Source organism: Kitasatospora sp. NPDC054795 (genome assembly GCF_053611565.1).
Genome location: NZ_JBSHAP010000106.1, coordinates 1 through 22392, shown reverse-complemented (window position 1 = coordinate 22392; position 22392 = coordinate 1). Strand labels below are relative to the sequence as shown.

At 72.6% G+C, this 22392-nt stretch carries 18 protein-coding genes and 1 pseudogene; 14 read left to right on the top strand and 5 right to left on the bottom strand.

All coding sequences use genetic code 11. The annotated features are described in order from the left end of the window. Positions 1–51 precede the first annotated feature (51 nt). The 4 genes and pseudogenes from ACWGJO_RS30760 to ACWGJO_RS30745 form a co-directional block, all read right to left on the bottom strand. The gene (locus ACWGJO_RS30760; protein ID WP_452188718.1) at positions 52–3198 is read right to left on the bottom strand and encodes an amino acid adenylation domain-containing protein; all 3147 of its coding nucleotides are present in this window, start codon (positions 3196–3198) and stop codon (positions 52–54) included. Next, entirely contained in the window at positions 3195–4190 is a 996-nt protein-coding gene (locus ACWGJO_RS30755) for a thioesterase domain-containing protein (protein WP_452188736.1), read from the bottom strand. Before ACWGJO_RS30755 ends, ACWGJO_RS30760 begins: the two co-directional genes overlap by 4 nt. 96 nt (positions 4191–4286) lie before the next feature. After that, positions 4287–7109: pseudogene (locus tag ACWGJO_RS30750) on the bottom strand (non-ribosomal peptide synthetase); the annotation flags it as partial. Positions 7110–7264: 155 nt separating this feature from the next. Beyond that, positions 7265–9094 carry a condensation domain-containing protein gene (locus tag ACWGJO_RS30745; protein ID WP_452188716.1) on the bottom strand — a complete coding sequence of 610 codons (1830 nt, stop codon included), beginning with the start codon at positions 9092–9094 and terminating at the stop codon, positions 7265–7267. A gap of 437 nt (positions 9095–9531) precedes the next feature. Here ACWGJO_RS30745 and ACWGJO_RS30740 point away from each other — a divergent pair, with 437 nt between their 5' ends. From ACWGJO_RS30740 to ACWGJO_RS30685, 12 genes are all read left to right on the top strand, one after another. Continuing rightward, positions 9532–11070, top strand: coding sequence for an AMP-binding protein (locus ACWGJO_RS30740; protein WP_452188714.1), 1539 nt, complete (start codon positions 9532–9534; stop codon positions 11068–11070). Next, positions 11067–11330, top strand: a complete 264-nt coding sequence (locus ACWGJO_RS30735; protein ID WP_359908886.1) for an acyl carrier protein — start codon at positions 11067–11069, stop codon at positions 11328–11330. The genes ACWGJO_RS30740 and ACWGJO_RS30735 overlap by 4 nt, the downstream gene beginning before the upstream one ends. Before the next feature lie 2 nt (positions 11331–11332). Beyond that, positions 11333–12394 carry an anthranilate phosphoribosyltransferase gene (locus tag ACWGJO_RS30730; RefSeq protein WP_452188712.1) on the top strand — a complete coding sequence of 354 codons (1062 nt, stop codon included), beginning with the start codon at positions 11333–11335 and terminating at the stop codon, positions 12392–12394. Then, positions 12391–13209 carry a tryptophan synthase subunit alpha gene (gene trpA / locus ACWGJO_RS30725; RefSeq protein ID WP_452188711.1) on the top strand — a complete coding sequence of 273 codons (819 nt, stop codon included), beginning with the start codon at positions 12391–12393 and terminating at the stop codon, positions 13207–13209. The genes ACWGJO_RS30730 and trpA overlap by 4 nt, the downstream gene beginning before the upstream one ends. Further along, entirely contained in the window at positions 13206–13580 is a 375-nt protein-coding gene (locus ACWGJO_RS30720) for an ectoine synthase (protein WP_387695262.1), read from the top strand. Before trpA ends, ACWGJO_RS30720 begins: the two co-directional genes overlap by 4 nt. Before the next feature lie 21 nt (positions 13581–13601). Then, entirely contained in the window at positions 13602–14741 is a 1140-nt protein-coding gene (locus tag ACWGJO_RS30715; protein ID WP_452188709.1) for an acyl-CoA dehydrogenase family protein, read from the top strand. Positions 14742–14747: 6 nt separating this feature from the next. Beyond that, on the top strand, positions 14748–15431 hold the full coding sequence (locus ACWGJO_RS30710; RefSeq protein WP_452188707.1) for a phosphoribosylanthranilate isomerase: 684 nt from the start codon (positions 14748–14750) through the stop codon (positions 15429–15431). Then, positions 15428–16198: an indole-3-glycerol-phosphate synthase gene (locus tag ACWGJO_RS30705; protein WP_452188704.1), complete on the top strand. Its 771-nt coding sequence runs from the start codon at positions 15428–15430 to the stop codon at positions 16196–16198. The genes ACWGJO_RS30710 and ACWGJO_RS30705 overlap by 4 nt, the downstream gene beginning before the upstream one ends. A 4-nt stretch (positions 16199–16202) precedes the next feature. Next, a complete protein-coding gene (locus tag ACWGJO_RS30700) occupies positions 16203–16418 on the top strand; it encodes an MbtH family protein (protein WP_359908868.1) in 216 nt (71 codons plus the stop codon). Next, positions 16415–17737 carry a Glu/Leu/Phe/Val dehydrogenase dimerization domain-containing protein gene (locus ACWGJO_RS30695; RefSeq protein ID WP_452188702.1) on the top strand — a complete coding sequence of 441 codons (1323 nt, stop codon included), beginning with the start codon at positions 16415–16417 and terminating at the stop codon, positions 17735–17737. Before ACWGJO_RS30700 ends, ACWGJO_RS30695 begins: the two co-directional genes overlap by 4 nt. 231 nt (positions 17738–17968) lie before the next feature. After that, complete coding sequence (locus ACWGJO_RS30690) at positions 17969–18313, top strand: hypothetical protein (protein ID WP_452188700.1); 345 nt, start codon at positions 17969–17971, stop codon at positions 18311–18313. Between the two features lie 168 nt (positions 18314–18481). After that, entirely contained in the window at positions 18482–19333 is an 852-nt protein-coding gene (locus tag ACWGJO_RS30685) for an aldo/keto reductase (protein ID WP_452188698.1), read from the top strand. A gap of 58 nt (positions 19334–19391) precedes the next feature. Here the strand turns inward: ACWGJO_RS30685 and ACWGJO_RS30680 are convergent, their stop codons facing one another. Then, positions 19392–19754 (bottom strand): hypothetical protein, encoded by a 363-nt coding sequence (locus ACWGJO_RS30680; protein WP_359908853.1) that lies wholly within the window; start codon positions 19752–19754, stop codon positions 19392–19394. Between the two features lie 460 nt (positions 19755–20214). Between ACWGJO_RS30680 and ACWGJO_RS30675 the strand changes: the two genes are divergently transcribed. Beyond that, positions 20215–20418: a cold-shock protein gene (locus tag ACWGJO_RS30675; protein WP_045694210.1), complete on the top strand. Its 204-nt coding sequence runs from the start codon at positions 20215–20217 to the stop codon at positions 20416–20418. A gap of 370 nt (positions 20419–20788) precedes the next feature. Then, the gene (locus ACWGJO_RS30670) at positions 20789–22321 is read left to right on the top strand and encodes a DEAD/DEAH box helicase (RefSeq protein ID WP_452188696.1); all 1533 of its coding nucleotides are present in this window, start codon (positions 20789–20791) and stop codon (positions 22319–22321) included. The last annotated feature ends 71 nt before the right edge of the window (positions 22322–22392 follow it).

Genomic DNA, 22392 nt, shown 5'->3' with positions numbered 1-22392 from the left:
TTCCTGTGATCGCTGTCGGAGCTGTCGGAGCTGTTGGAGCTGTTGGAGCTGTCAGAGTCGTGAACGTGGTGAGAGGTCCGGTACGGCCGCGGCGTCCGGGGCGTCCTCGAGCGCGTCGACCAGGCGCGCCGGCGTGGGCGCCTGGAACAGCGCGCCGAGGGTGAGTTCGCGGCCGAACCTCACCCGCACCCGGTTGACCAGCCTGGTCGCGAGCAGGGAATTGCCGCCCAGCGCGAAGAAACCGTCGTCGACGCCCACTGCGGGCCGGCCGAGCACCTCGGCGAACAGCGCGCACATCGTCCGCTCCGCCGGGGTGCGCGGCCCGGGGCCGGACGGTGCCGGTGCGAGGTCCGGGACGGGCAGCGCGGCCCGGTCGATCTTCCCTCTGGGGGTCAGGGGAAAGGCGTCGAGCGTGACGATCACCGAGGGCACCATGTAGTCCGGCAGCACCGCCGAGGCGTGCTCCCGCACCGACGCCGGGTCGAGCCCCGAGTCCCCGGCCGGGACGACGTAGCCGATCAGACGCCTGCCGGACGGGGCACCCGGGCCGGCGACCACGGTCGCCTGGGCTACGGCGGGGTGACCGGCCAGCACCGCCTCGATCTCGCCCGGTTCGATGCGGAACCCGTGGAGCTTGACCTGCTCGTCCGCTCGGCCGATGAACTCCAGCTCCCCCTCGGCGTTCCAGCGGACCACGTCGCCCGTGCGGTACATCCGCTCCCCCGGTTCGCCGAACGGGCACGGCACGAACTGGCCGGCGGTGCGGCGGGGGTCGTTCAGGTACCCGCGCGCCACGCCCGCACCGGCGACGTACAGCATGCCGGCCACCCCCGGCGGCACCGGCGACAGCGCCTCGTCCAGGACGTACACCCGTCTGTTGTCCATCGGCCGGCCGAGGGGGACGACGTCGGGCACGGCCTCGCCGGGGCGGAGCACCCGGCGCGTGGTGAACGTGGCGGCCTCGGTCGGGCCGTACCCGGCGACCACCACGGAGTCCGGACACCGTGCCAGGACGCGCCGTACCGCGTCGGCCGGCACGATGTCACCGCCGGTCCACACCTGGCCGACCCCGGCCAGCGTGCCGGGGGACTCCTCGGCGAGCACCCGGAACAGCCCGGCCGTCAGCCACAGCGCGCCGACCCGGTGGTCGACGATCAGCCGGTGGAGGTCCGAGAGCGCCAGTTCCCCGGGCGGGGCCACGACCACCCGGCCCCCGTTGAGCAGCGGTACCCACCACTCGAAGGTCGAGGCGTCGAAGGCGTGCGGGGAGTGCGCGAGCACACGCGGGCCGCCCTGCTCGCGCCAACAGCCCTGCGCGGTCATGCTGATGACGTTGCGGTGGCTCAGGGCCACCCCCTTGGGCGTGCCCGTGGACCCCGAGGTGTACAGCACGCACGCCAGGTGGTCCGGGCGCAGCGGCACGACGGGGTCGGTGGCCGGCTCCTCGGCGAGGCCGGGGTCGGCGTCGACGACGACCACCGGTGTGCCGTGGGACGGTGCCTGCTCCCGGGTGGCCCGGTGGGTGAGCAGAACCACCGCCCCGGTGTCGTCCAAAACGCGCCGCAGGCGGGCCGTCGGGGCCCGGGTGTCCAGCGGCACGTAGGCGCCGCCGGCCTTGCCGATCGCCAGGACCGCCACCACCACGTCGGCGGAGCGTTCCATGAGCACGGCCACCGTGCTGTCGCAGCGGACGCCCAGGGCGATGAGCCGGTGGGCCAGCCGGTTGGCCCGGGCGTTCAACTCCGCGTAGGACAGGGTGGTTTCCCCGCACACCACGGCGGGCGCATCGGGTGTGCGCGCGGCCTCGGCCGCGAAGGCCAGCGGCACCGTCGGGTGCGGCAGCGGCCGCGTGGTGCGGTTGCCGGCCACGACGGTCCGGTGCCGTTCCGCCTCGGTGAGGAGGTCGGGCCGGCCGATCGGCCGGTCCGGGTCGGCGGCCACCGCGTGCAGGAACCGGAGGAACCGCTGCTGGTGGGCGGCGAGTTCGGCCTCGGAGTAGAGCGCGGGGTTCGCGTCGACGTCGAGCCGGGGCTCGGTGGCGTCGGAGCGGTCGTAGACGGAGAACGAGAGGTCCTCGACCGGCCCGTTGGACAGGTTGTGCACGGTGGCCCGGACCCCCGCGAAGTCCAGGCGGTAGTAGAAGGACATGATGTTGACGACGGGCCCGAAGAGGACCCGCTCCGAGCGTGCCGGGTCCAGCTCCCGGCGCAGGTCCTCGCTGCGGTGGCGCTGGTGCGGGCGCAGGGCTGCGACCTCCTCGGCCACCTGTCGCGCGAGGGCGGACAGACCCTGTCCGGGGTGCACGCTCAGCCGCAGCGGCACCACGTTCGCCACCATGCCGGGGACGGCCGGCACGGAGGAGCCGGTGCGCCCGGTCACCGGCATGCTGAGCACGATGTCCCGTTCGCCACTGAGGCGGTGGAGGTACGCGGCGACCGTCGCGGTGAAGGCGGTGGGCCAGCTCGCCCCGGCGGGTCGCGCGGCCCGCCGCAGCGCGGCCAGGGTGGGCGAGTCGAGGCTGCCGGTACGGCGCAGGAAGCCGTCCGAGGCGGCCGCCGAGCGGCTGGCGAGGCTGACGGGATCCGGCCGGCCGGCCAGCCGGGCCGCCCAGAACGCCCGGTCCTGTTCGGGCTGTTCCGACGCGTGGTGGGCGGCGTCGTGCGCCAGCAGGAGGCTCAGCGGCCCGAAGGCCGGTCCTGTCCCGCCCCTGCCCTCGACCAGTCCCGTGTAGGTCTTGGCGACGCGGCGCGCGATCAGCGACATGCTGAAGCCGTCGACCGCGATGTGGTGGACGCGCTGGTACCAGAGGAAGCGGTCCGGCGCGACGGTGAACAGGGCCTGGCGGAACAGCGGGTCCCGGGTGAGCCCGACCGGCGTGGACAGGTCGGCGCGCATCCAGCGCTCGGCCGCCCGCAGCGGATCCGGTGTCGACGTGAGGTCGACGTGGTGCATCGTCCAGTCGGGCGCCGGGGTGACGACCTGCCGGGGGCCGTCGGCACCGTCGGTGAGGCGGACGCGCAGTGACTCCGTCTCGTCCACCACGCGCCGCACGGCCGTCTCGAACAGCTCCGGGTCGATCGGCCCGGGGATGTCCACGTACTCGCCGGTGTTGTAGGCGGGGCTGCCGGGGCGCAGGTGGTGGGCGAACCAGATGCCGGACTGCGCCGACGACAGCGGCAACTCGTGTCCGTCGCTCATCCGAGCTCCTCCAGGACGGCCGACAGCGCGTCGGCGAAGGGCGCCACGTGGGGCGGCGAGAGCATGTCGTGGTGGTTGCCGGGTACCTCGACCACGTTCAACGCCCCGCGGGTTCGTTCCCGCCACCGGGCGGGGACGACGACCGGGCCGGCCAGCGAGGGGTGGGCCTCGGCGCTCGTGAACAGGTGGATCGGTGTCCGCAGCCGTGCCGTCGACCGGTAGCGTCGGGCGGCCTCGCCGTTGGTGGTGAAGACCCGCACCATGCGTTGCAGTTGTTCGGTGCGCCCCCGCCGGGGAAGGCGCTCACCGGCGTTCGCGTCGTGGAGCAGCAGGGAGAGGACGTCCTGCTCGTCGAGCTCGTGGAGGTCCCCGACCGACCCGTCGGCGGCTCCGGCGGTGGACGCGGGCGCTCCGACGTCGATGATCCCGAGGAATCCCGGGGGGTTCCCCTGTTCCTCCAGCAGGCGGGCCATCTCGAACGCGACCAGCCCGCCGAAGGACCAGCCGGCCAGCAGGTACGGGCCGTCGGGCAGGACGGACCGCAGCTCCCGCAGGTAGCGCTGCGCCTGCTCCTCCACGGTGGCCAGGGGCGGCTCGTCGGTGTTGTAGCCGACGGCCTCCAGGCCGTGGACGGGCCGGGCGACCGCAGGGGATTCGGCGAGGCGCCCGGTGAGCTGTCCGGCCAGGTGGAGGAAGGAGCACACGTCGCCGCTCTGCGGGTGCACCAGGATCAGCGGCGCCCGGCGGCGGTCCCCCTCGGCCAGCGGGACGACGAGCCGGCGCAGCGCCCGGGACGCGTCGGGCAGCTCCGCGCACAGGCCCTCGACGGTGGGATGGCGGAACACCGTGTTCAGCGGCACGGTGACCCCCCACTCCTGCCGGATCGCCTCCACCAGCTCGACCGCCCTGAGGGAGTGCCCGCCCAGCGCGAAGAAGTCGTCCCGGACGCCGACCCGCGGGGTGCCCAGCACACGCTCCCAGATCCCGGTCATCAGGAGTTCCGGCAGGTCCCGCGGCGGTAGCGCACCGGCCTCGTGGCCGCGGCGGGCGGGCGCGGGCAGGGCCCCGCGGTCCACCTTGCCGTTGGTGGTCAACGGGATCCGGTCGAGCGCGGTCAGCGTCGTCGGCACCATGAACTCGGGCAGGGTCTCGCGCAGGGAGCGCCGCAGGTCCCCCAGGTCACCGGGCCGGTCCTGCCACACCAGGTAGCCGGCCAGTTCGGCGTCCGTCCCGCCGCCGCGCACCGTCACCGCGGCCCTGGCGACTCCGGGCTGCGCGCACAGCGCGGCCTCGATCTCGCCCAGCTCGATGCGGTATCCCCGGATCTTCACCTGCTCGTCGGTGCGGCCGAGGAAGACGAGGCTGCCGTCCGGCAGGTACCGCGCCAGGTCGCCGGTCCGGTACAGCCTGCCGCCGGCCGCGCCGAAGGGATCCGGCACGAAGCGCTCGGCGGTCAGCCCCGGCCGGTTGGCGTAGCCGCGGGTGACGCCGACCCCGCCGATGTGGATCTCCCCCGGTACGCCGACGGGAACCGGGGCGCCGGCCGGGTCCAGCAGGTGGATCCGGAGGTTGCCGAGCGGCCGGCCGATCGGCACGGACCCGCCCGGCCGGGCCAGGTCCCGTTCGGCGTCCACGCGCCGGGTGACACAGCCGACGGACGCCTCGGTGGGACCGTAGCCGTTCCACAGCGTGGAGACCCGGTCGAGGAGCCGCCGGGCCAGGGCGGGCTGGAGCGGTTCACCCACGCAGATCGCCTGGAACCGGCCGCCCTGCCATCCGCCGTCCAGCAGCAGGAGCCAGGTGGCGGGTGTGGCCATGAGCGTGGTGACGCCGAACTCGCGCATCATCTCCGTCAGGCGCGGGCCGTCGACGGCGACCTCCGACGGGGCGATCACCACGCTCGCGCCCCAGGCCAGGGGCATGAGCACCTGCGGGACGATGACGTCGAAGGAGATCGAGGCCACCGAGGCGACGACGTCGTCCCCGCCGAGGTCCAGCTGCCGGCCGCGGACCACCAGGTAGTTGACCACACCCTCGTGCGGGACCAGCACGGCCTTGGGGCGGCCGGTCGAACCGGAGGTGTAGATCGAGTACGCCAGGTTGGCGGGCGTCGCGAGCGGTGGCAGCGGGTCGTCCGGCCGGGCCGCGATGAGCCGGGCCTCGGTGTCCATCCGCACCGTCGCGGCGCCGTGGCTCGGGAGCCGGTCGGCCAGGGAGTCCTGGGTGAGCAGCAGCGGCACGTCGGCGTCGGCGAGCATGAACGACATGCGCTGCGCCGGGAGGTCCGGGTCCAGCGGCAGGTAGGCGGCGCCCGACTTGAGGACGGCCAGCAGGGCCACGACCAGGTCCGCCGAGCGCGGCAGGCACACGCCGACCAGGCGTTCCGGCCGTGCTCCCCGGGCTCGTAGGTGCCGGGCCAGCCGATTGGCCCGGCGGTCGAGTTCCCGGTAGGTCAGTCGCTCGGCGCCGCAGCGGACCGCCACCGCGTCGGGGGTCCGCCGGGCCCGCTCCTCGACCAGCTCGTGCACGCAGAGGTCCGCGGGAAAGGGTTCGTCGGTGGCGTTGGCGGCCACCAGCAGCGCTTCGCGTTCGGCCTCGGTGAGCAGTTCCAGGCGCGAGACGGGACGGTCGGGATCGCCGGCCGCGGCGTCCAGCAGCCGGAGGTAGTGGCCGACCAGGCGCTCCACGCTCGCGCGGTCGAACAGATCGGTGTCGAAGGCCACCGTCCCGGTCGTCCCGCCCGTGCCGGCCGATCCTTCGGCGATCACCAGGCTGAGGTCGACCTTGGCCGTGCCGTTGTCGACCTCGATCCGTTCGACCTCCGTCCCCAGCAGCCGGAGGGAGGCGGTCGGGTCGGACAGGCCGGCGAACATCACCTGGAACAGCGGGTTGCGGTCGAGACCGCGGGCCGGCCGCAGCTCCTGCACCAGCCGCTCGAACGGCACGTCCTGGTGCGCGTAGGCGTCCGCGGCGGTCCGGCGGACCCGGTCGAGCAGCTCGGCGAAGCTCGGGTCGCCCGCGAGGTCGGTGCGGATGACCACGGTGTTGATGAACGAGCCCACCAGCGGGTCGAGTTCCGGACGGGTGCGGCCCGCGACCGGGGTGCCGACGGCCACGTCCGACTGCCCGCTGTAGCGGGCGAGCAGGGCCTGGAACGCGGCGAGCAGCGTCATGAACATCGTCGCGCCGTGCCGCCGGCCCAGCAGCCGCAACCGCCCGGCCAGTTCCTCGGGCACCGTGAAGGTGATCCGCTCGCCCCGGCCCGCGGGGGGCGGGCCGCGCGCCCGCTAGGAGGGCCGGGCCACCGGCCACCCCCCGGACAGCTGTGCGCTCCAGTAGTCCAGTTGGCGCTGCAGGCGTTCGCCGGAGAGGCGGTCCCGCTGCCAGTGGGCGAAGTCCGCGTACTGGATCCGCAGGGGCGGCAGCTCGTGCTCGCGGCCTTCCAGCCGGCTCCGGTACATCGCCGACAGGTCGTCCCACAGCAGCGGCATCGACCAGCCGTCGACCGCGATGTGGTGGACGACCACCACCAGGACGTGTTCGTCCTCGTCGACCCGCAGCAGTGCCGCGCGCAGCAGCGGGGCGGTGGCCAGGTCGAACGGGCGCAGGATCTCGGCGTGGACGAGATCGAGGGCCAGCCGCGTCCGGCGCTCCGCGGGCTCGGCCCGCAGGTCCGTGACGGGCAGGTCGAGCACCCGGGCCGGTTCGACCGAGGGGACGGGGCGCCCGTCCTGCTCGGGGAAGGCGGTGCGCAGGACTTCGTGGCGCCGCACCAGCTCGGTGAGGCTGTGGCCGAGGGCGGCCACGTCCAGCGGGCCGTGCAACCGGAAGACCTCGTGGACGTTGTACATCGCGGGGCCGTTGGACAGCCGCTCGATCAGCCACATGCGTTCCTGGGTGAACGACGTCACCTGCGCGCCCTCCGGGCGGCGTGGGACCGCGTCCCCCGGCTCGCCCTCGGCGGCCCTGCTCCGGGCCGCGCGGACGCGTTGGTCCAGCAGGGCCCGGGTGGTGGCCGGCGTGGAACCGGTCGGTCGGCCGGGCTCGGATCGACTGTGCGGTGCCTTCACGGGTGACGGGCCTTTCCGGCGGGGAGCGGTTCGGCTTCGGCGGGGAGCGGTTCGGCTTCGGCGGGGAGCGGTTCGGCTTCGACGGGGAACGGTTCGGCTTCGGCGGGGAACGGTTCCGCTTCGACGGGACGCGGTTCCGCTTCGGCGGCGCCGAGGTCCACCAGCAACGCCGCGTCGACGGCGTCGGCGAGTTCGGCGACGGTCGGATGGAAGAACAGCAGGGTGACCGGCAGTTCGAGGTCGAGTGCCCGGCCGAGTCGGGACATGATCTTCGACGCGAGGAGCGAATGGCCGCCCAGCTCGAAGAAGTCGCCGTGCACGTCGTCCGGGGCGGCACCGAGCACCTCGGCCCAGATCTCCAGCACGAGAAGCTCGGTCTCGGTCGCGGTCCTCGCGACGGGGGCGCCGGCCCGGTCGGCACCGGACCGCGGGGCCGCGGGCGGCACGGCGGGAGTGGCGGGGGCGGAGCGGCTCGCACAGAGGCCGGGAGGGGTCTCCCACGCCGATATCGGCCGTTCGGGGCTGCCGACGAGCTGGTCGAGCAGCGCCCTGAAACCCTCGGAGAGCTGCCGCACCGTGTCGCGGTCGAAGAGGTCGGTGGCGTAGCGGATGACGCCGGTGACGCGGTCTCCGCGGTCCGTCAGGGAGACCTCGATGTCGAACTTCGCCACCTCGTTCGGTATCCGATGGTCGCTCACCTCGATCCCCGGGAGGCCGGACGGGAGCGCGGGCGGATCCTCCAGCTGGAACATGACGGTGAACAGCGGGTGTTGGCCGAGATCGCGTTCGGGCCGCAGCTCCTGCACCAGCCGTTCGAAGGGGACGTCCTGGTGGGCGTAGGCCTCCACCGCGCACCGCCGTGCCCGGGCGAGCACGTCGGTGAAGCCGGGGTCGCCGGACAGGTCGGTGCGCAGGACGAGCGTGTTGACGAAGAAGCCGATCAGCGGCTCCACCTCGATCCGGGTCCGTCCGGAGATCGGCGTCCCCACCGTCACGTCGGCCCGTCCCGTGCAGCGCGCCAGCAGGACCTGGAAGGCGGCCAGCAGCGTCATGAACGGCGTGACCTCGTGGGCGCGCCCCAGTGCGCGGACGCGGTCGGCGAGTTCGGCGGGGATCTCGATCTCGACCTGGTCGCCCCGGCCCGACCAGACCGCGGGGCGGGCCCGGTCCGCCGGGAGCACCGACGGGCTGAGGTCGGCCAACTGCTCGCGCCAGTAGGCGAGTTGATCGTGCAGTGCCGTTCCGTCCTGGTGGTTCCGTTGCCAGTCCGCGAAATCGGCGTACTGGACGGGCAGGTCCGCCAGGGCGATCGGCCGGCCTTCGACGGCGGCACCGTATCCGGCGGAGATCTCCTGCCACAGCACCGACAACGACCAGCCGTCACAGGCGATGTGATGGATCACCAGGAGCAGCAGATGGTCGTCGGGGGCGGTGCGGATCAGTCGGGCCCGCAGCATCGGAGCGGTTCCGAGGTCGAACGGGGCCGCCAGATCGGCGGCCACCAGCTCCCGGACCCGCTGCCGGGCCCGCTCCGCCGGGGCGTGCGTCAGATCGGTGATCGTCGGCACGAAGGTCCCGACCGGGTCCGTGACGTGGCGCGGGCCGTCGCCGGAGTCGACGATCCTGCCGCGCAACACCTCGTGGCGCCGCACGACTTCGGTCAGCGCCCGGACGAGCGCGTCCTGGTCCAGCCGGCCGCGCAGGCGAACCGCGGTCGGGACGTTGTGGTCCGGCCGACCCGGCCGCAGCCGGTCGAGGAACCACAGCCGTTGCTGGGCGAAGGACAACAGGGTCGGAGCGAGAGCGCGCCGATCGGAGCCAGGCATGACGGATCCACCTTTCACGGCGATCGGGAACGCTCGAACGCCCCGGAAATCCCCTCGCCGATTCGCTACATCGCGATCAGTACGGCGGATAGTAGGCAGCTCCCGTCTCACTCCGCAAGACAGGAAACGGGGTTGCAGGCATCAGGACAATCTTTACGCCAGTCCACCGGATTCCTTATGTAGATCGAACACGCTCGACGGCTAGCATCGGCGCGATCGGCCGCGAAACCGCCTCTGACGTGCCCTCATGATGCCGGTTGAGCAACCCACTTCCGTGGACGGGCGCCACGTGATAATTCTTCTTTCACCAGGTGGGCGGCCGGGTGAGCCCCTTTCGCGCCTCCCCCTTCAATGTTCCGAATGAGATCGGTGAACCAGTTGCATGAACTCATCCGTTGAATATGAACTCACTTCGTTCGCATGAACTCGGAGAAGGCATGACGCAGCAGCAGAGCCTGGTGGGTTCATTCGTCTCGCACGCCACCGGCCATCCCGGCGATCCGGCGTTGGTGTGGCACGGAGAAGAGACGACCTACGGTGAACTCCACCGACTGGCGGAGCGGGAACGCGTCCGGATCGGCCGGCTCGCCCCGGACGAGGACGAGCCGATCGGCATCCTGGCCGCCAAGTCGCCCTCGACGATCGCCCTGGTGCTCGCCTGCCTGCTCGAAGGGCGGCGCTTCCTGCTGCTGCCGGCGCCCACGCCGGAGGGAGGAACGTCCCACGCGTTGGTCGAACGGGCCGGAATCCGGCACGTCCTGACGCCGGAGAGCCCCCGGGCGCCCGGGCCGGGCGCCCCGGACCGGCCGGCGGAACCGAGGGCGGCGCGCGATACGGAGCCCGCCGACATCTCCTTCATGTTCACCACCTCCGGTTCCACCGGGCGGCCGAAGATCGTGCCGCTGAGTACGGGGGCGGTGGACCGCTTCACCACCTGGGCCGGCGAACGGTTCGGCATCCGTCGGGGGACCACGGTCCTCAACTACGCGCCGCTCACCTTCGACCTGTGCCTGCTGGACATCTGGACCACGCTCAAGTACGGCGGCCGCGTCGTCCTGGTCGATCCGGCCCGGGCCACCCACCCGGGCCACCTGCTGGACCTCGTCTCCCGCCACCGGGTCCGACTCGTCCAGGCGGTACCGATGTTCTACCGGCTGCTGGTCGACGCGGCCGCCGGGAGCGGCCGGCGGCTCGACACGGTCGAGCACGTCGTCTTCACCGGTGACAGCATGCCCGCCCGTTGCCTGGCCGAACTTCCGCACCTGTTCACCGGCGCGCGGCTCTACAACGTCTACGGCTGCACCGAGACCAACGACAGCTTCCTGTACGAGGTCGACGGCACCGAGCCGGCGGACGGCCCGGTGCCGATCGGGCGCCCGCTGCCCGGCGTCCACGCGGTGATCGTCGATGCCGAGGGCGGGATCGTGACCGGGCCGGGAACCGGCGAGCTCCATGTCGCGACGCCGTTCCAGACCACCGGCTACCTGGACCGGGAGCAGAACGCCGGCAGGTTCGCGACCCACCACCACGCAGGGGAGACGCGGCGCTACTTCCGCAGCGGCGACCTCGTGCGGCGCGACCGGGACGGCCGCATCACCCTGGAAGGCCGGAACGACCACCAGGTCAAGGTCCGCGGCACGCGGGTCAACACCCATGAGGTCGAACAGGTGCTGCTCGACCATCCCGACGTCGTCGAAGCGGCCGTGCTGGCCGTGCCCGACCCGGTGGCCGGCCGCCTGCTGCGGAGCGTGGTCCGTCGCGCCCCGGACAGTCGGCTGAACTCGCTGGCGCTGCGCCGGCACTGCGCACAACGGCTTCCGCTCACCGCGGTCCCCTCGACCCTGCTGATCGTGGACGACCCGCTGCCCAGGACGTCCACCGGAAAGATCGACCGCGCGCCCATCGAGCGCACCTGCTCCCCGTCCCAGCCCCCGTCCCAGTCCCAGTCCCAGCCCAGCGAAGGAACGGCCACGTGAAGCACGCCGCGACAGTCACCCGGTTCATCATCGAGGAGTTCCTGCCGGACGTCGGCGCGCACGAGTTGGACTCCGACTACGACCTCGTGGACGGCGGGGTCATCGACAGCCTCGGCCTGCTCAAGACGATCGCCTGGCTGGAGGACCGCTTCGACCTGCGCGTCGAGGAGTTCGACCTCGACCCGGACAGCTTCCGCTCCGTCGCCTCGATCAGCAGGTTCATCGAAGAGGCCCAGCCGCACCGGACGGACTCCCACTAGCCATGCACGAGGTACTGCGCGCGCTGATCGACCGGGACCGCACCGTCGACCAGGAGCTGTGGGGGTCCTTCTGGGACCAGCTGCGTGACGGCAAGCTGCGGTCCGGCGAGACGGTGGCGCTGCTGTCCTCGCTGTCCACCCGGATGCCCGAGCCGGACACGCTGGTCGCGATGATCCGCTCGCTGGACGAGCGACGGCCGGCCGTCCCCGCGCGGCCGGCCGGCACGGCCAACATCGTCGGCACCGGAGGCGGGCCGGCCACGTTCAACATCTCCACCGCGGCGGCGTTCGTCGCCGCGGCCCTGGGCGTCCGCATCGTCAAGACGGGATCCCGCGCCTATACGAGCAGCTGCGGCTCGCACGATCTGCTCGACCGTCTCGGCATCGGAAGGACCACCTCGTACGAGCAGACCGAGGCCCAGCTGGAGCGCTTCGGCATCGCCTTCCCGGGGAACTTCGTCTACCCGCGGGAGGTGGCGCTGCTGGCCCGGAGCATCGTGCCGATGGACCTGCGGATGATCGGCGGATTCATCAACTCCGTCGGCCCCTTCCTCGCCGCGGTGCCGGTCTCCGCCCAGCTCGTCGGCGTCTCGGACCGTTCGCTGCTGCCGACTCTGGGCCATGTCGCCGCCACCGTCTCCGCCACCGTCGCCGGCCGGAGGATCTGGCTGTGCTCCAACGAGCTGGGCATCGACGAGCTCGTCAGTTCCGTCGACAACACCGTCCTCACCAATGACGGCACCGACGGGATCCGGGTGGCGGCCGAGGCTCCCGGGACCGGTCCCGGGACCGACGCGATCGCCGAACTGCGGCCGGCCGGAAGGGGCGAGGACGTGGTCGACCACTTCCTCGGCGTGCTCTCCGGGGAGGGGACGGATCTCGCTACGCGGACCGTCCGCCTGAACGCCGCCGCACTGGCCGTCGCGAGCGGGCTGGTCGACGGGTGGCCCGAAGCGATCGGGGCGGCCGACGACGCCCTGCGCAGCGGCGCCGCCCGCGAGCTCGTCGAGCGGCTGCGCGCCCGACCGGCGCGCCGCACGGCGGCCGCGGCGCGTGCGCGGTGAGCGGGTTCTTCGCGCACCGGCCGCCGGACCGGCCCGGCCTGGCGATGTTCCTCAACGCCGGAGACCCCCCGCTGCCGGTACTGGCCGACGTCATGCGGATGCTCGACGACTGCCGGGTGGACTGCCTGGAGCTGGCGGTGCCCTTTCCCCACTCGGTCACCGACGGGCCCGTCATCCGCCGATCGGCGCAACGGGCCCTGGCCGACGGCGGCGGACTCGACGAGGTACTCGACTTCCTCGGCGGGATCCTGCCCCGGCTGCGCCACCTGCGGGTGGCCCTGCTGGCCGACTGGAGCCACACGGTCAGGGACCTGACCGTGCCCGTGTTCGTCCGGCGGGTCGCCGACTCGGGCGTCCACGGGCTGCTCGTCCACGGCCTGCCACCGCGGCTACGGGCCGGCTGCCTGGAAGCGGTGCGGGAGGCGGGGCTGCCCGTGGTCGCCACCTGCTACGCCGCGTCGACGGCCGAGGTGAAGGCCGCGGCCGCCGAGTGCGCCACCGCGTACCTGTACCTGGTGGCCCACTACGGCCGCAGCGGCGGCAGGCTCACGGCAGACCACCGGGAGCTGGCCGCCGCGCTGGCCGAACTGCGGAAGGCGACCGCCGTACCGATCGCCGTCGGGTTCGGCGTCCGCTCCCGGGCGGACATCGACCTGCTGCACGGCCTCGGTGCCGACGCCGCGGTCGTGGGCAGCGCCGGGGTCGCCCGGATCGAGCAGGCCCTCGCCGAAGGGGCCGACGTGGTCGAGGAGTTCCACACCTTCGTGCACACCCTTTCGCCGTACTCAGCCAACACCAGGAGGCACACCCGATGATCGTCCGACGCCTTGACGAAGCGAAGACCGTGGACTGGGGCAACGGGCTCAGCCGCAGGTTCCTTCTCGAATCCGACGGCCTGGGCTACACGATGACGGACACCACCGTCCGCGCCGGCACCAAGTCGAGGCTGGAGTACCGCCGCCACCTGGAGGCCTGCTACTGCATCGAGGGGACGGGCGAGGTCGTGGACGCCGACGGCACGTCCCACCCGATCGAGCCGGGCACGCTGTACGCGCTCGACCGGCACGACGCCCACTTCCTGATCGCGAGCCAGGACGAGGACCTCCGCCTGGTGTGCGTGTTCTCGCCCGCGCTGCGCGGCGACGAACGCCACAACCTGGACTCAGCCGAATTCTCCGAGTACTGACAGGACTGACGGGACCGACAGATGATCAGGTGGAACGCCGACCAGATCGCCCTGGGCGAGGGGATCGCCCAGTGGTGCGAGGAACTCAGCTCGGGCCATCTCGAAGGGGACGCCGAAGGCGCCTTCCCGTGGGACAAGTGGAAGCTGATCAGGAGGTCCGGAATCCTCGGCCTGCCGTTCGACGAGCAGTGGGGCGGGCTGGGCCAGGACCTGCTCACCACCATGCACGTACTCGAACAACTCGGTACCGGATGCCGTGACGGCGGACTGAACTTCTCGGTCGCCACCCACCTGGTCGGCGCCGGGGTCCCGCTGCAGCGGTTCGGATCGCCGGAGCTCAAGGCGCGTTACCTGCCGGGGATCTGCTCGGGAGAGACGATCGGGGCGCACGCGATCAGCGAGACCGAGAGCGGCTCCGACGCGCTGGCGATGAGGACCACGGCCACCCGCGAGGACGACGGCTTCGTGCTGCGGGGCGGCAAGTCCTTCATCACCAACGGCCCGGTGGCCGACGTGTTCGTGGTCTACGCGCGCACCCACCCGAACGGCGGCCCGCTCGGCATCACCGCCTTCGTCGTCGAGCGGGACACCCCGGGGCTCGTCGTCGGGCCGCCCGTCGCCACCATGGGGCTGCGGACCGCTCCGCTGGGCGAACTGCACTTCGACGACTGCAGGGTCCCCGCGTCCGCCGTGATCGGCCGGGTCGGATCCGGGTTCCTGGTCCTGGACCACGTGATGAAGTGGGAGATCCTCTGCTCCTTCGTCATCAACACCGGGCAGATGCGGTACCGGCTCGACCGCTGCGTCGAGTACGCCAAGGAACGCGTCCAGTTCGGCCATCCGATCGGCTCGTACCAGTCGATCTCCCACAAGCTCGTGGATATGGGCATCGGCCTGGACACCGCGCGGAAATGGCTCTACGACACGGCGGTTCGGCTGACGGAGGGCGAGAACGTCACGAGGGACATCGCCGTCAGCAAGCTCGTCGCCAGCGAGAGCAACCTCTCCTCCGCACTGGCCGCCGTGCAGATCTTCGGCGGCAGCGGGTACCTGGCCGAGTACGGGCTGGAGAAGGATGTGCGCGACGCGGTCGCCGGCCCGATCTACTCGGGCACCTCGGAGATCCAGCGCAACCGCGTCGCCGCCATGTTGGGGCTGTGACGCCTGATGCTGGTCAAGATCTGCGGAGCCGCCTCGGCCGGGGACGTGGCCTCGCTCGACAGGGCCGGAGCCGACCTGGTCGGCCTGTGGCACGGCGTTCCGGGGGGTCGCGCGGACCTGATACTCCGTCAACTCACCGTACTGGCGGACGCCGTGCACCGGACGGCGCGACTGCGTCCGGTCCTCGTGACCTTCCTCGACGACGCCGGGGAGCTGCGCGCGGCGACGGAAGCGGCCCGGGTGCCGTGGGTCCAACTGCACGGCTACCAGCCGCCGGGCCTGGTCCGCGCCCTGAAGAGCACCACGGACCTCACCGTGGTCAAGGTGCTGCACCTCGGTACGGACACCCGCGCGGAGCGGTCCCTGATCGCGGCGTACGAGCGGGCGGGAACGGACCTCTTCCTGCTGGACACGGTGGCCGGGGACGGCCGGATCGGCAGTACCGGGCAACCGGCGGACCGCGCGGCCGTCCTCGGGATCGCGGACCGCCTCTCGCGCCCCTTCCTGCTGGCCGGCGGCATCACGGCCGGCAACCGGGAGGACTACCGGGAGGTGGTCGACCATCCCCTGTTCCTGGGCATCGACGTGGACACGGCGGCAAGGGACCCCGACGGACGGCTGAGCAGCGACCGGGTCACGGCCCTGCGGCGCGGCTGGCGAGCGACGGACGGCAGCGGGGTGCCCGGATGACGGCCGAGTTCATCGAGGCACTGCTGGACGCCCGCCGACCGGTGATCATGGAGCTCAAGCGGCAGGACGCCGCAGGAAACGACCTGTTCGGTGACAGGTCGGCCGCCCGCCTGGTCGCCGACTACCAGGACGTCGGCGCACCCTGCCTGTCCGTGGTGACCGGGCGGTGGTTCGGCGGCACCCAGGACCTGCTGCGCGAGGTCGTGGAGGCGACGGACCTGCCCGTGCTGCAGAAGGACTTCATCACCCGCAGGAGCCAACTGCACCAGGCCCGCGAGAGCGGCGCCTCCGCGGTCCTGCTCACCGCCGCGCTGCTGCCCCGCGCCACCCTGGGCCACCTGGTCGACCTCGGCCTGCGCCTGGGCCTGACGCCGTTCGTCGAAGTCACCACCGAGGAGGAGATCAGCCGCGTGCCACGCGCCGAGGAGTGCGTGGTCGCGGTGAACAACAAGGACATCGCCACCCGTGAACGCGGCGCGGGCGACCTCGGGCGGAGCTTCTCGCTCCTGCCCGCGGTGCTGAACAGCGGCACCCGGTGCCCGGTGAGCGCCGGAGCCATCCACTGCCCCGACGACGCCGCCCGCCTGCTCGGGGAGGGCTTCGCCGGTGTGCTCGTCGGGACGGGCCTCCTGCGCACCGCCGGCCTGCCGGGATGGCTGGACGGCCTCGACGCCCGCCTCGGCACCCGCCCCGACACCGGCCCCGAACCGGCTCCACCCGTCCGCCGCCCGGCGGACCCCCCACCCACCAGCGACATCCGGAGGTAACACCATGACCAGCGCGGCAACCGAGCAGTGGAAGGTCGTCGTCAACGACGAGGAGCAGTACTCGATCTGGTCCGCCGACCGCGAGTCGCCGGCGGGCTGGCACGAGGTCGGCGTACAGGGCGCGAAGGACGAATGCCTCGCGCACATCGAACGCGTGTGGACCGACATGCGCCCCCGCAGCCTGCGCCTGCGGTCCGTCCCGGAGGACGGTGCGCAGTGAACCCGACGCTCGCACCGCACGGTGCGCGCCGGGCGACGGGGCCCGTGCTCTCCACCGCCCTGGACCTCCCGGAGAGCCGGGCCCGGGGCTGGGTCGTCGTCGACTCCATGGTCGACGGCCTCGCCATGGGCGGCACCAGGATGACCCGGACGGTGACCGAGCAGGAGCTGGCCGGGCTCGCCAGGGCGATGACCCACAAGCTGGCCCTGGTCGGCCTGCCCATCGGTGGCGCCAAGGCCGGTATCGCCCCCGACCCGGACGCCGGCGTCGAACGGGAGGCCGTGATGCGGGAGTTCGGCCGTGCCGCGGCCCCGCTGCTGCACGGCGGGGTGTACCTGGGGTGCGACCAGGGCACCACCTACGCCGACCGGCGGCTGGCCTTCGAGGCCGCCGGGTACGACGTCGCCCGCCTCCCCGGCACCACCCGCCTCACCGTCGGCTGGGCCGAACTGTGGGACCACATGGCCGACATCACCGGGTTCGGTGTGGCCGTCGCGGTGCTCGGCGCCCTACGGGCCTCCGGCGCGCGGACCCCGCAGCGCATCGCGATCCAGGGCTTCGGCACCGTCGGGCGCGCGGTGGCCGGTCACCTGGCCGCCCACGGCCACCGGGTGGTGGCCGTGGCCGATGTCCGGGGCACCGTCGAGGACCAGCGCGGACTGCCCGTCGCCGAACTCGCCGCGCTCACCAGCAGCGACGGCACGATCGACCGGAGCCGGCTGCCCGACCGGGTCACGGTCCACGGCCCCGGGCAGGCGTGGCTGCACGTCGACGCCGACGTACTGGTGCTGGCGGCCTCCGCCTCCGCGGTCGACGAGGAGGCGGTGCCCGCGGTCCGGGCCCGCCTGGTCGTCGAGGGCGGGAACCTGAGCTGCACCGCACCGGCCCGCCGGCTGCTGCGCGAGGCCGGCCACACCGTCCTGCCGGACGTGGTCGTCAACGTCGGCGGAGCGGCGGCGACCGGCTGCGTGCTCACCGGGCTGGCCCCGTCCGACCTGCCGCTCCCGCAGCTGTCCGAGTGGCTGCGCGAGTGGGTCGCCGGCCGGATCGCCAGGAACTGCGAGCTGGTGCAGGAGCTGAGCGCCACGGGCAGCGCCGATCCGGTCGCACAGCTCCTCGGTTCGCGCGCCGCCGCGGCCGACGCCGGCCCTGCCGACGCCCCCGCTCCGGCCGGGGCCGCCGGAACGGGGGTCCCGACCGACCGGGCCCCCGGCCGGCGGCGCGGCCAGGAGAGCGAGGGCGTGGCCGCCGCGGCCCGGGTCTGCTCGGTGCCGGAGCCGCTCGGGGTCTTCGAGGCGCCGAAGTCCTGCAGCAGATAGCTCTGGGCCGGCGTCATGTGCTCCAACTCGTCGAGGCTGACGCTCTCGTGCAGTGCGTGGATCAGGCACTTCGGCTCCTCGCAGCCGATCACCAGCACGACCGCCTTCGGGCTGTTCGCCTGGAGGAGGGTGACCAGGGGGATGGAGCCGCCCTGCCCGGCGTACTGGGTCTTGGTGCCGGGGTACGCCTTCGCCGGCGCCTTCTCCGCGGTGTCGTAGCCGGGCAGGCTGATGTCGGCGAAGAAGCCCCGGCCGAGTTCCTGGGGCGCCGAGACGACGACCTCGGCGCCCCACGGATCGACGGCGGCGCTGTTCAGGAACTCGCTCAGCTTCCCGGCGGCCTTCTCCGGGTCCTCCAGCGGCGCGAGCCGCATGCCGATCCGGGCGGTCACCGTGTCGATGAGCTGGTTGACCGGCTGGTCGTGCGGCGGGAGTTTCGAGGTCGGACCGATGACGTTGATCGAGGGCCTGGTGTACAGGCGGTCGCCCAGCGGGCCGGTGCCCAGCAGCTTCATTCCCTGGACGACCCCGGCGTCGGCGCGGAACGCGGGCGCGCATCGCACGAGTCATGGATAGAGTGCGAACCACCATGGCGCGGCACCGACGTACACGGACCCTCGGACGGCCACCCGGGCGGAGCAGCACCCGCCGGACGGCGCGCCACCGGCGTCCTGGCGGCGATCACCGAAGCCACCGGCCGACCTGACACCGCCCCCTTCCATCCGGTCCTCTCCAGGAGCCCTCGTGCAGCACGTCACCCTGAACAACGGCGTCCGGATGCCGATCCTCGGCTTCGGCGTCTACCAGATCCCGGCGGACCGGACCGAGCAGGCCGTCTCCGACGCCCTCGCCGCCGGCTACCGCCTGCTCGACACCGCCGCCGCCTATGGCAACGAGGAAGCCGTCGGCCGCGCCATCGAGAACAGCGGAATCCCCCGCCAGGAGCTTTTCGTCACCACCAAGCTGTGGATCCAGGACGCCCCCGCCGAGGCCAACGCCCGCCGCGCCTTCGAAACCTCACTGACCAGGCTCGGCCTGGACCACGTCGACCTGTACCTGATGCACCAGCCCTACGGCGACGTGTACGGCCAGTGGCGCGCCATGGAAGCCGTCAACCGCGAGGGCCTGGCCAAGGCGATCGGCGTCGCCAACTTCCACCCCGACCGGCTCCTCGACCTGCTCCTCAACAACGAGATCACCCCGGCGGTCAACCAGATCGAGACCCATCCCTTCTTCCAGCGCCCCGCCGACCAGGCCCTCATGCGCGAGCACGGCGTCCGGCACCAGGCGTGGGGCGGCTTCGCCGAAGGCAGGAACGAGCTGTTCACCAACCCCGTCCTCGCCGGGATCGGCGAGGCGCACGGCAAATCCGTGGCGCAGGTCGTGCTCCGCTGGCTGGTTCAGCGCGGCATCGTCACCATCCCCAAATCGGTCGACCCCGACCGGATGGCGCAGAACATCGACGTCTTCGACTTCGAACTCGACCACGACCAGATGTCCGCCGTCGCCGCCCTCGACACCGGCACGACGCTGTTCTTCGACCACCGGGATCCCGAGATGGTCGCCTGGCTCAGCCGGCGCCGCCTGGACGGCTGAGCACCGACCCCCTCCCACCGGGAGGCGAAGCCGCGCGGCCGCTCGGCGGCCGGGGCTGTCAGGTATCGGAATAGCTGAGGTCCCCGATCGTCCAGCTGCTGATGTCCTCGATGGCGATGCGGTACATGCCGCCGGTGTGGGGCAGTGCGAAGTCGCCCTGGAGGATCTTCGCCCGGTGGAGGTGGAGGTGGGTGGGCCGCGCGGGCGGGCCGTCCGCGGGCGGGGCGAAGAGGGCGGCGAACGGCTTCAGGTGATCCGAGGCCTGGAGGACCTCCGCCACCCGTTCCCACCACAGGGCCACCGGTGCGAGTCTGCCGGTGATCACCGCGCCGGGGACCACCACGGTCAAGGCCATCTGGTTGCTGTGCTCGGACTCCACCATCGCGGCGATGTCGACGAGCAGCCCATCAGGGTTCGACATGATTCCCAGGGTAGGGCACGGCCCGGTCCCCGTACGTGTCGCGGGTGAGGCGGTCGCCGACGGCGGCGTGTCCCGTCCGGAGTGCGCCAGGGCGCAGGGGTGCGCGGCCGGACACGGCGCGCCCAGAGGATTCACTCCGGTGGGAGGCGCCGCCACGGACCGTGCACGTCATGCCAACCATCCTGCCCCCAAAGCCTGTTGGGTCCCTGCCTCGCTCGGGACCGGCGGCCCCGGACGAGGCCTCCCCGAAACCGGAGGCGAAATATCCGCCCGCTGCCCGCCCGGGCCTGCTAGAGTCGTTTCAGTTGCAGTAGTGGTTCCCATGAACTTTGTGTGCGCCTGCTGATGTATTACGCAGGCGCATTTTTGTTTCCCGGCTCTTCCCCGGGTGGGTGCTCATCGCGGCGACTCGGAGTTCGCGCTGTGCGTGCTCCGGACAGCCCCTTGAAGGAGATTTTTAATGGCTAATGGCACCGTGAAGTGGTTCAACTCGGAAAAGGGCTTCGGCTTCATCGAGCAGGAGGGTGGCGGCCCGGACGTCTTCGCCCACTACTCGAACATCAACGCCAACGGCTTCCGTGAGCTGCTCGAGGGCCAGAAGGTGGAGTTCGACGTCACTCAGGGCCAGAAGGGCCCGCAGGCCGAGAACATTCGCCCGCTGTAATTCTTCTGCCACGGCACCCGCCTAGCAGCGAGGGGCCCGCACCGCGTACACAATGCCCGGTGCGGGCCTCTCGGCGTTGCCCCGGTCGCGTCCCCGGCCACTGAGCCCGCTGAACAGCACCTCCCCCGGCGGGCACCCCCACGCGAGACGCACAGCGCCGCGTCCGAATCACCCCCTGCCGTGACATCTCGATTCGAGGTCCTCGCTCCCGCCCGTGCCGGCGGGCGCCGACCGCAGGTGGCGTGCCGCACGGTTGCACCGTCCACGCCCCACCCGTCACAGCTCTCGGCCCGTTCCCTTGCGGTCTCCGTCGGCGCACCGCGCCCCGGAGCCTTCCCCGTGACGTGCCGCCCCGAGGAAGGTCTCCCGCATGAACCGCTCCACTCGCTCCTCGTACCAGAACGCCAACTCCCGTTCCAGCCGCGCCCACGGAACCCGCGCCGGCGGCAGCTCCTTCTACGGGGACCGGCCCTCCGGCGGCCGTGCCGCCCGTCAGGGCTCCTCCGCCCAGCACGAGTTCGCGATGCCGGTGAGCACCACCCCGGCGCTCCCGGCCGTCGAGACGTTCGCCGAACTGGACATGCCCAAGGCCCTGCTCTCCACGCTGACCCGGCAGGGTGTCACGGCGCCGTTCCCGATCCAGGCCGCGACGCTCCCGAACTCGCTGGCCGGACGCGACGTCCTGGGCCGGGGCCGCACCGGTTCCGGCAAGACCATCGCGTTCGGGCTCGCCGTGCTGGCCCGCACCGCCGGCCGGAAGGCCGACCCCCGCCAGCCGCTGGCCCTGGTGCTGGTCCCCACCCGCGAGCTCGCCCAGCAGGTCACCGACGCTCTCACCCCGTTCGCGCACGCGGTACGGCTGCGGATGACGACCGTGGTGGGCGGGACCTCGATCGGCCGCCAGGCCCAGGCGCTGAACCGCGGGGCGGAGGTCGTGGTGGCCACGCCCGGCCGGCTCAAGGACCTGATCCAGCGCGGTGACTGCCGGCTGGACGGGGTCGACATCACGGTCCTCGACGAGGCCGACCAGATGGCCGACATGGGCTTCCTGCCCCAGGTCACCGAACTCCTCGAACAGGTCGCCGAAGGCGGCCAGACGATGCTGTTCTCCGCCACCCTGGACCGCAACGTCGACCGCCTGGTGCGGCGCTTCCTGAAGGACCCGGTCACCCACTCCGTGGACCCGTCCGTGGCGACGGTCAGCACCATGGAGCACCACGTGCTGCAGGTGCAGAACTTCGACAAGAACGCCACGATCGCCCACATCGCCTCGCGTGACGGCAGGGTGATCATGTTCACCGAGACCAAGCACGGCGCGGACGGCCTGGTCGAGGACCTGCTCGCGAACGGGGTCAAGGCCGCCGCCCTGCACGGCGGCAAGTCCCAGCCCCAGCGCACCCGCACCCTGGAACAGTTCCGCACCGGCCAGGTGACCGCGCTGATCGCCACCAACGTCGCCGCCCGCGGCATCCACGTCGACGGCCTCGACCTCGTCGTCAACCTCGACCCGCCGGGCGACCACAAGGACTACCTGCACCGCGGCGGCCGCACCGCCCGGGCCGGCGAGTCCGGCACCGTCGTCACCCTCGTCCTGCCCAACCAGCGCCGCGCGATGGCCCGCATGATGACCACCGCCGGCATCACCCCCGTCACCACCAGGGTCACCGCCGGTGACGAGGAGCTCGTCCGCATCACCGGCGCCCGGGTGCCCACCGGCGTGCCCGTCGTGATCCCCGACCCCGTCGTCGAGCGGCCGCGCCGCAGCGCGTCCACCAGCCGGGGCCGCCGCGGCCGGGGCGGCCCCGCCACCACCGGCGGCAACACCCGGGCCGCCTCCGGCCGCGACAACCAGGGCTCCGCCGACCGGCGCCGGGCACCCCGGCGCGCCGCCCTCTCCGCGTAGCACCCGACGGGCTCGGCCCGCCGCACCGGCCGGGCCGCCTCCCCCTGGCACCCGAGGGCGCCACCCGGGGC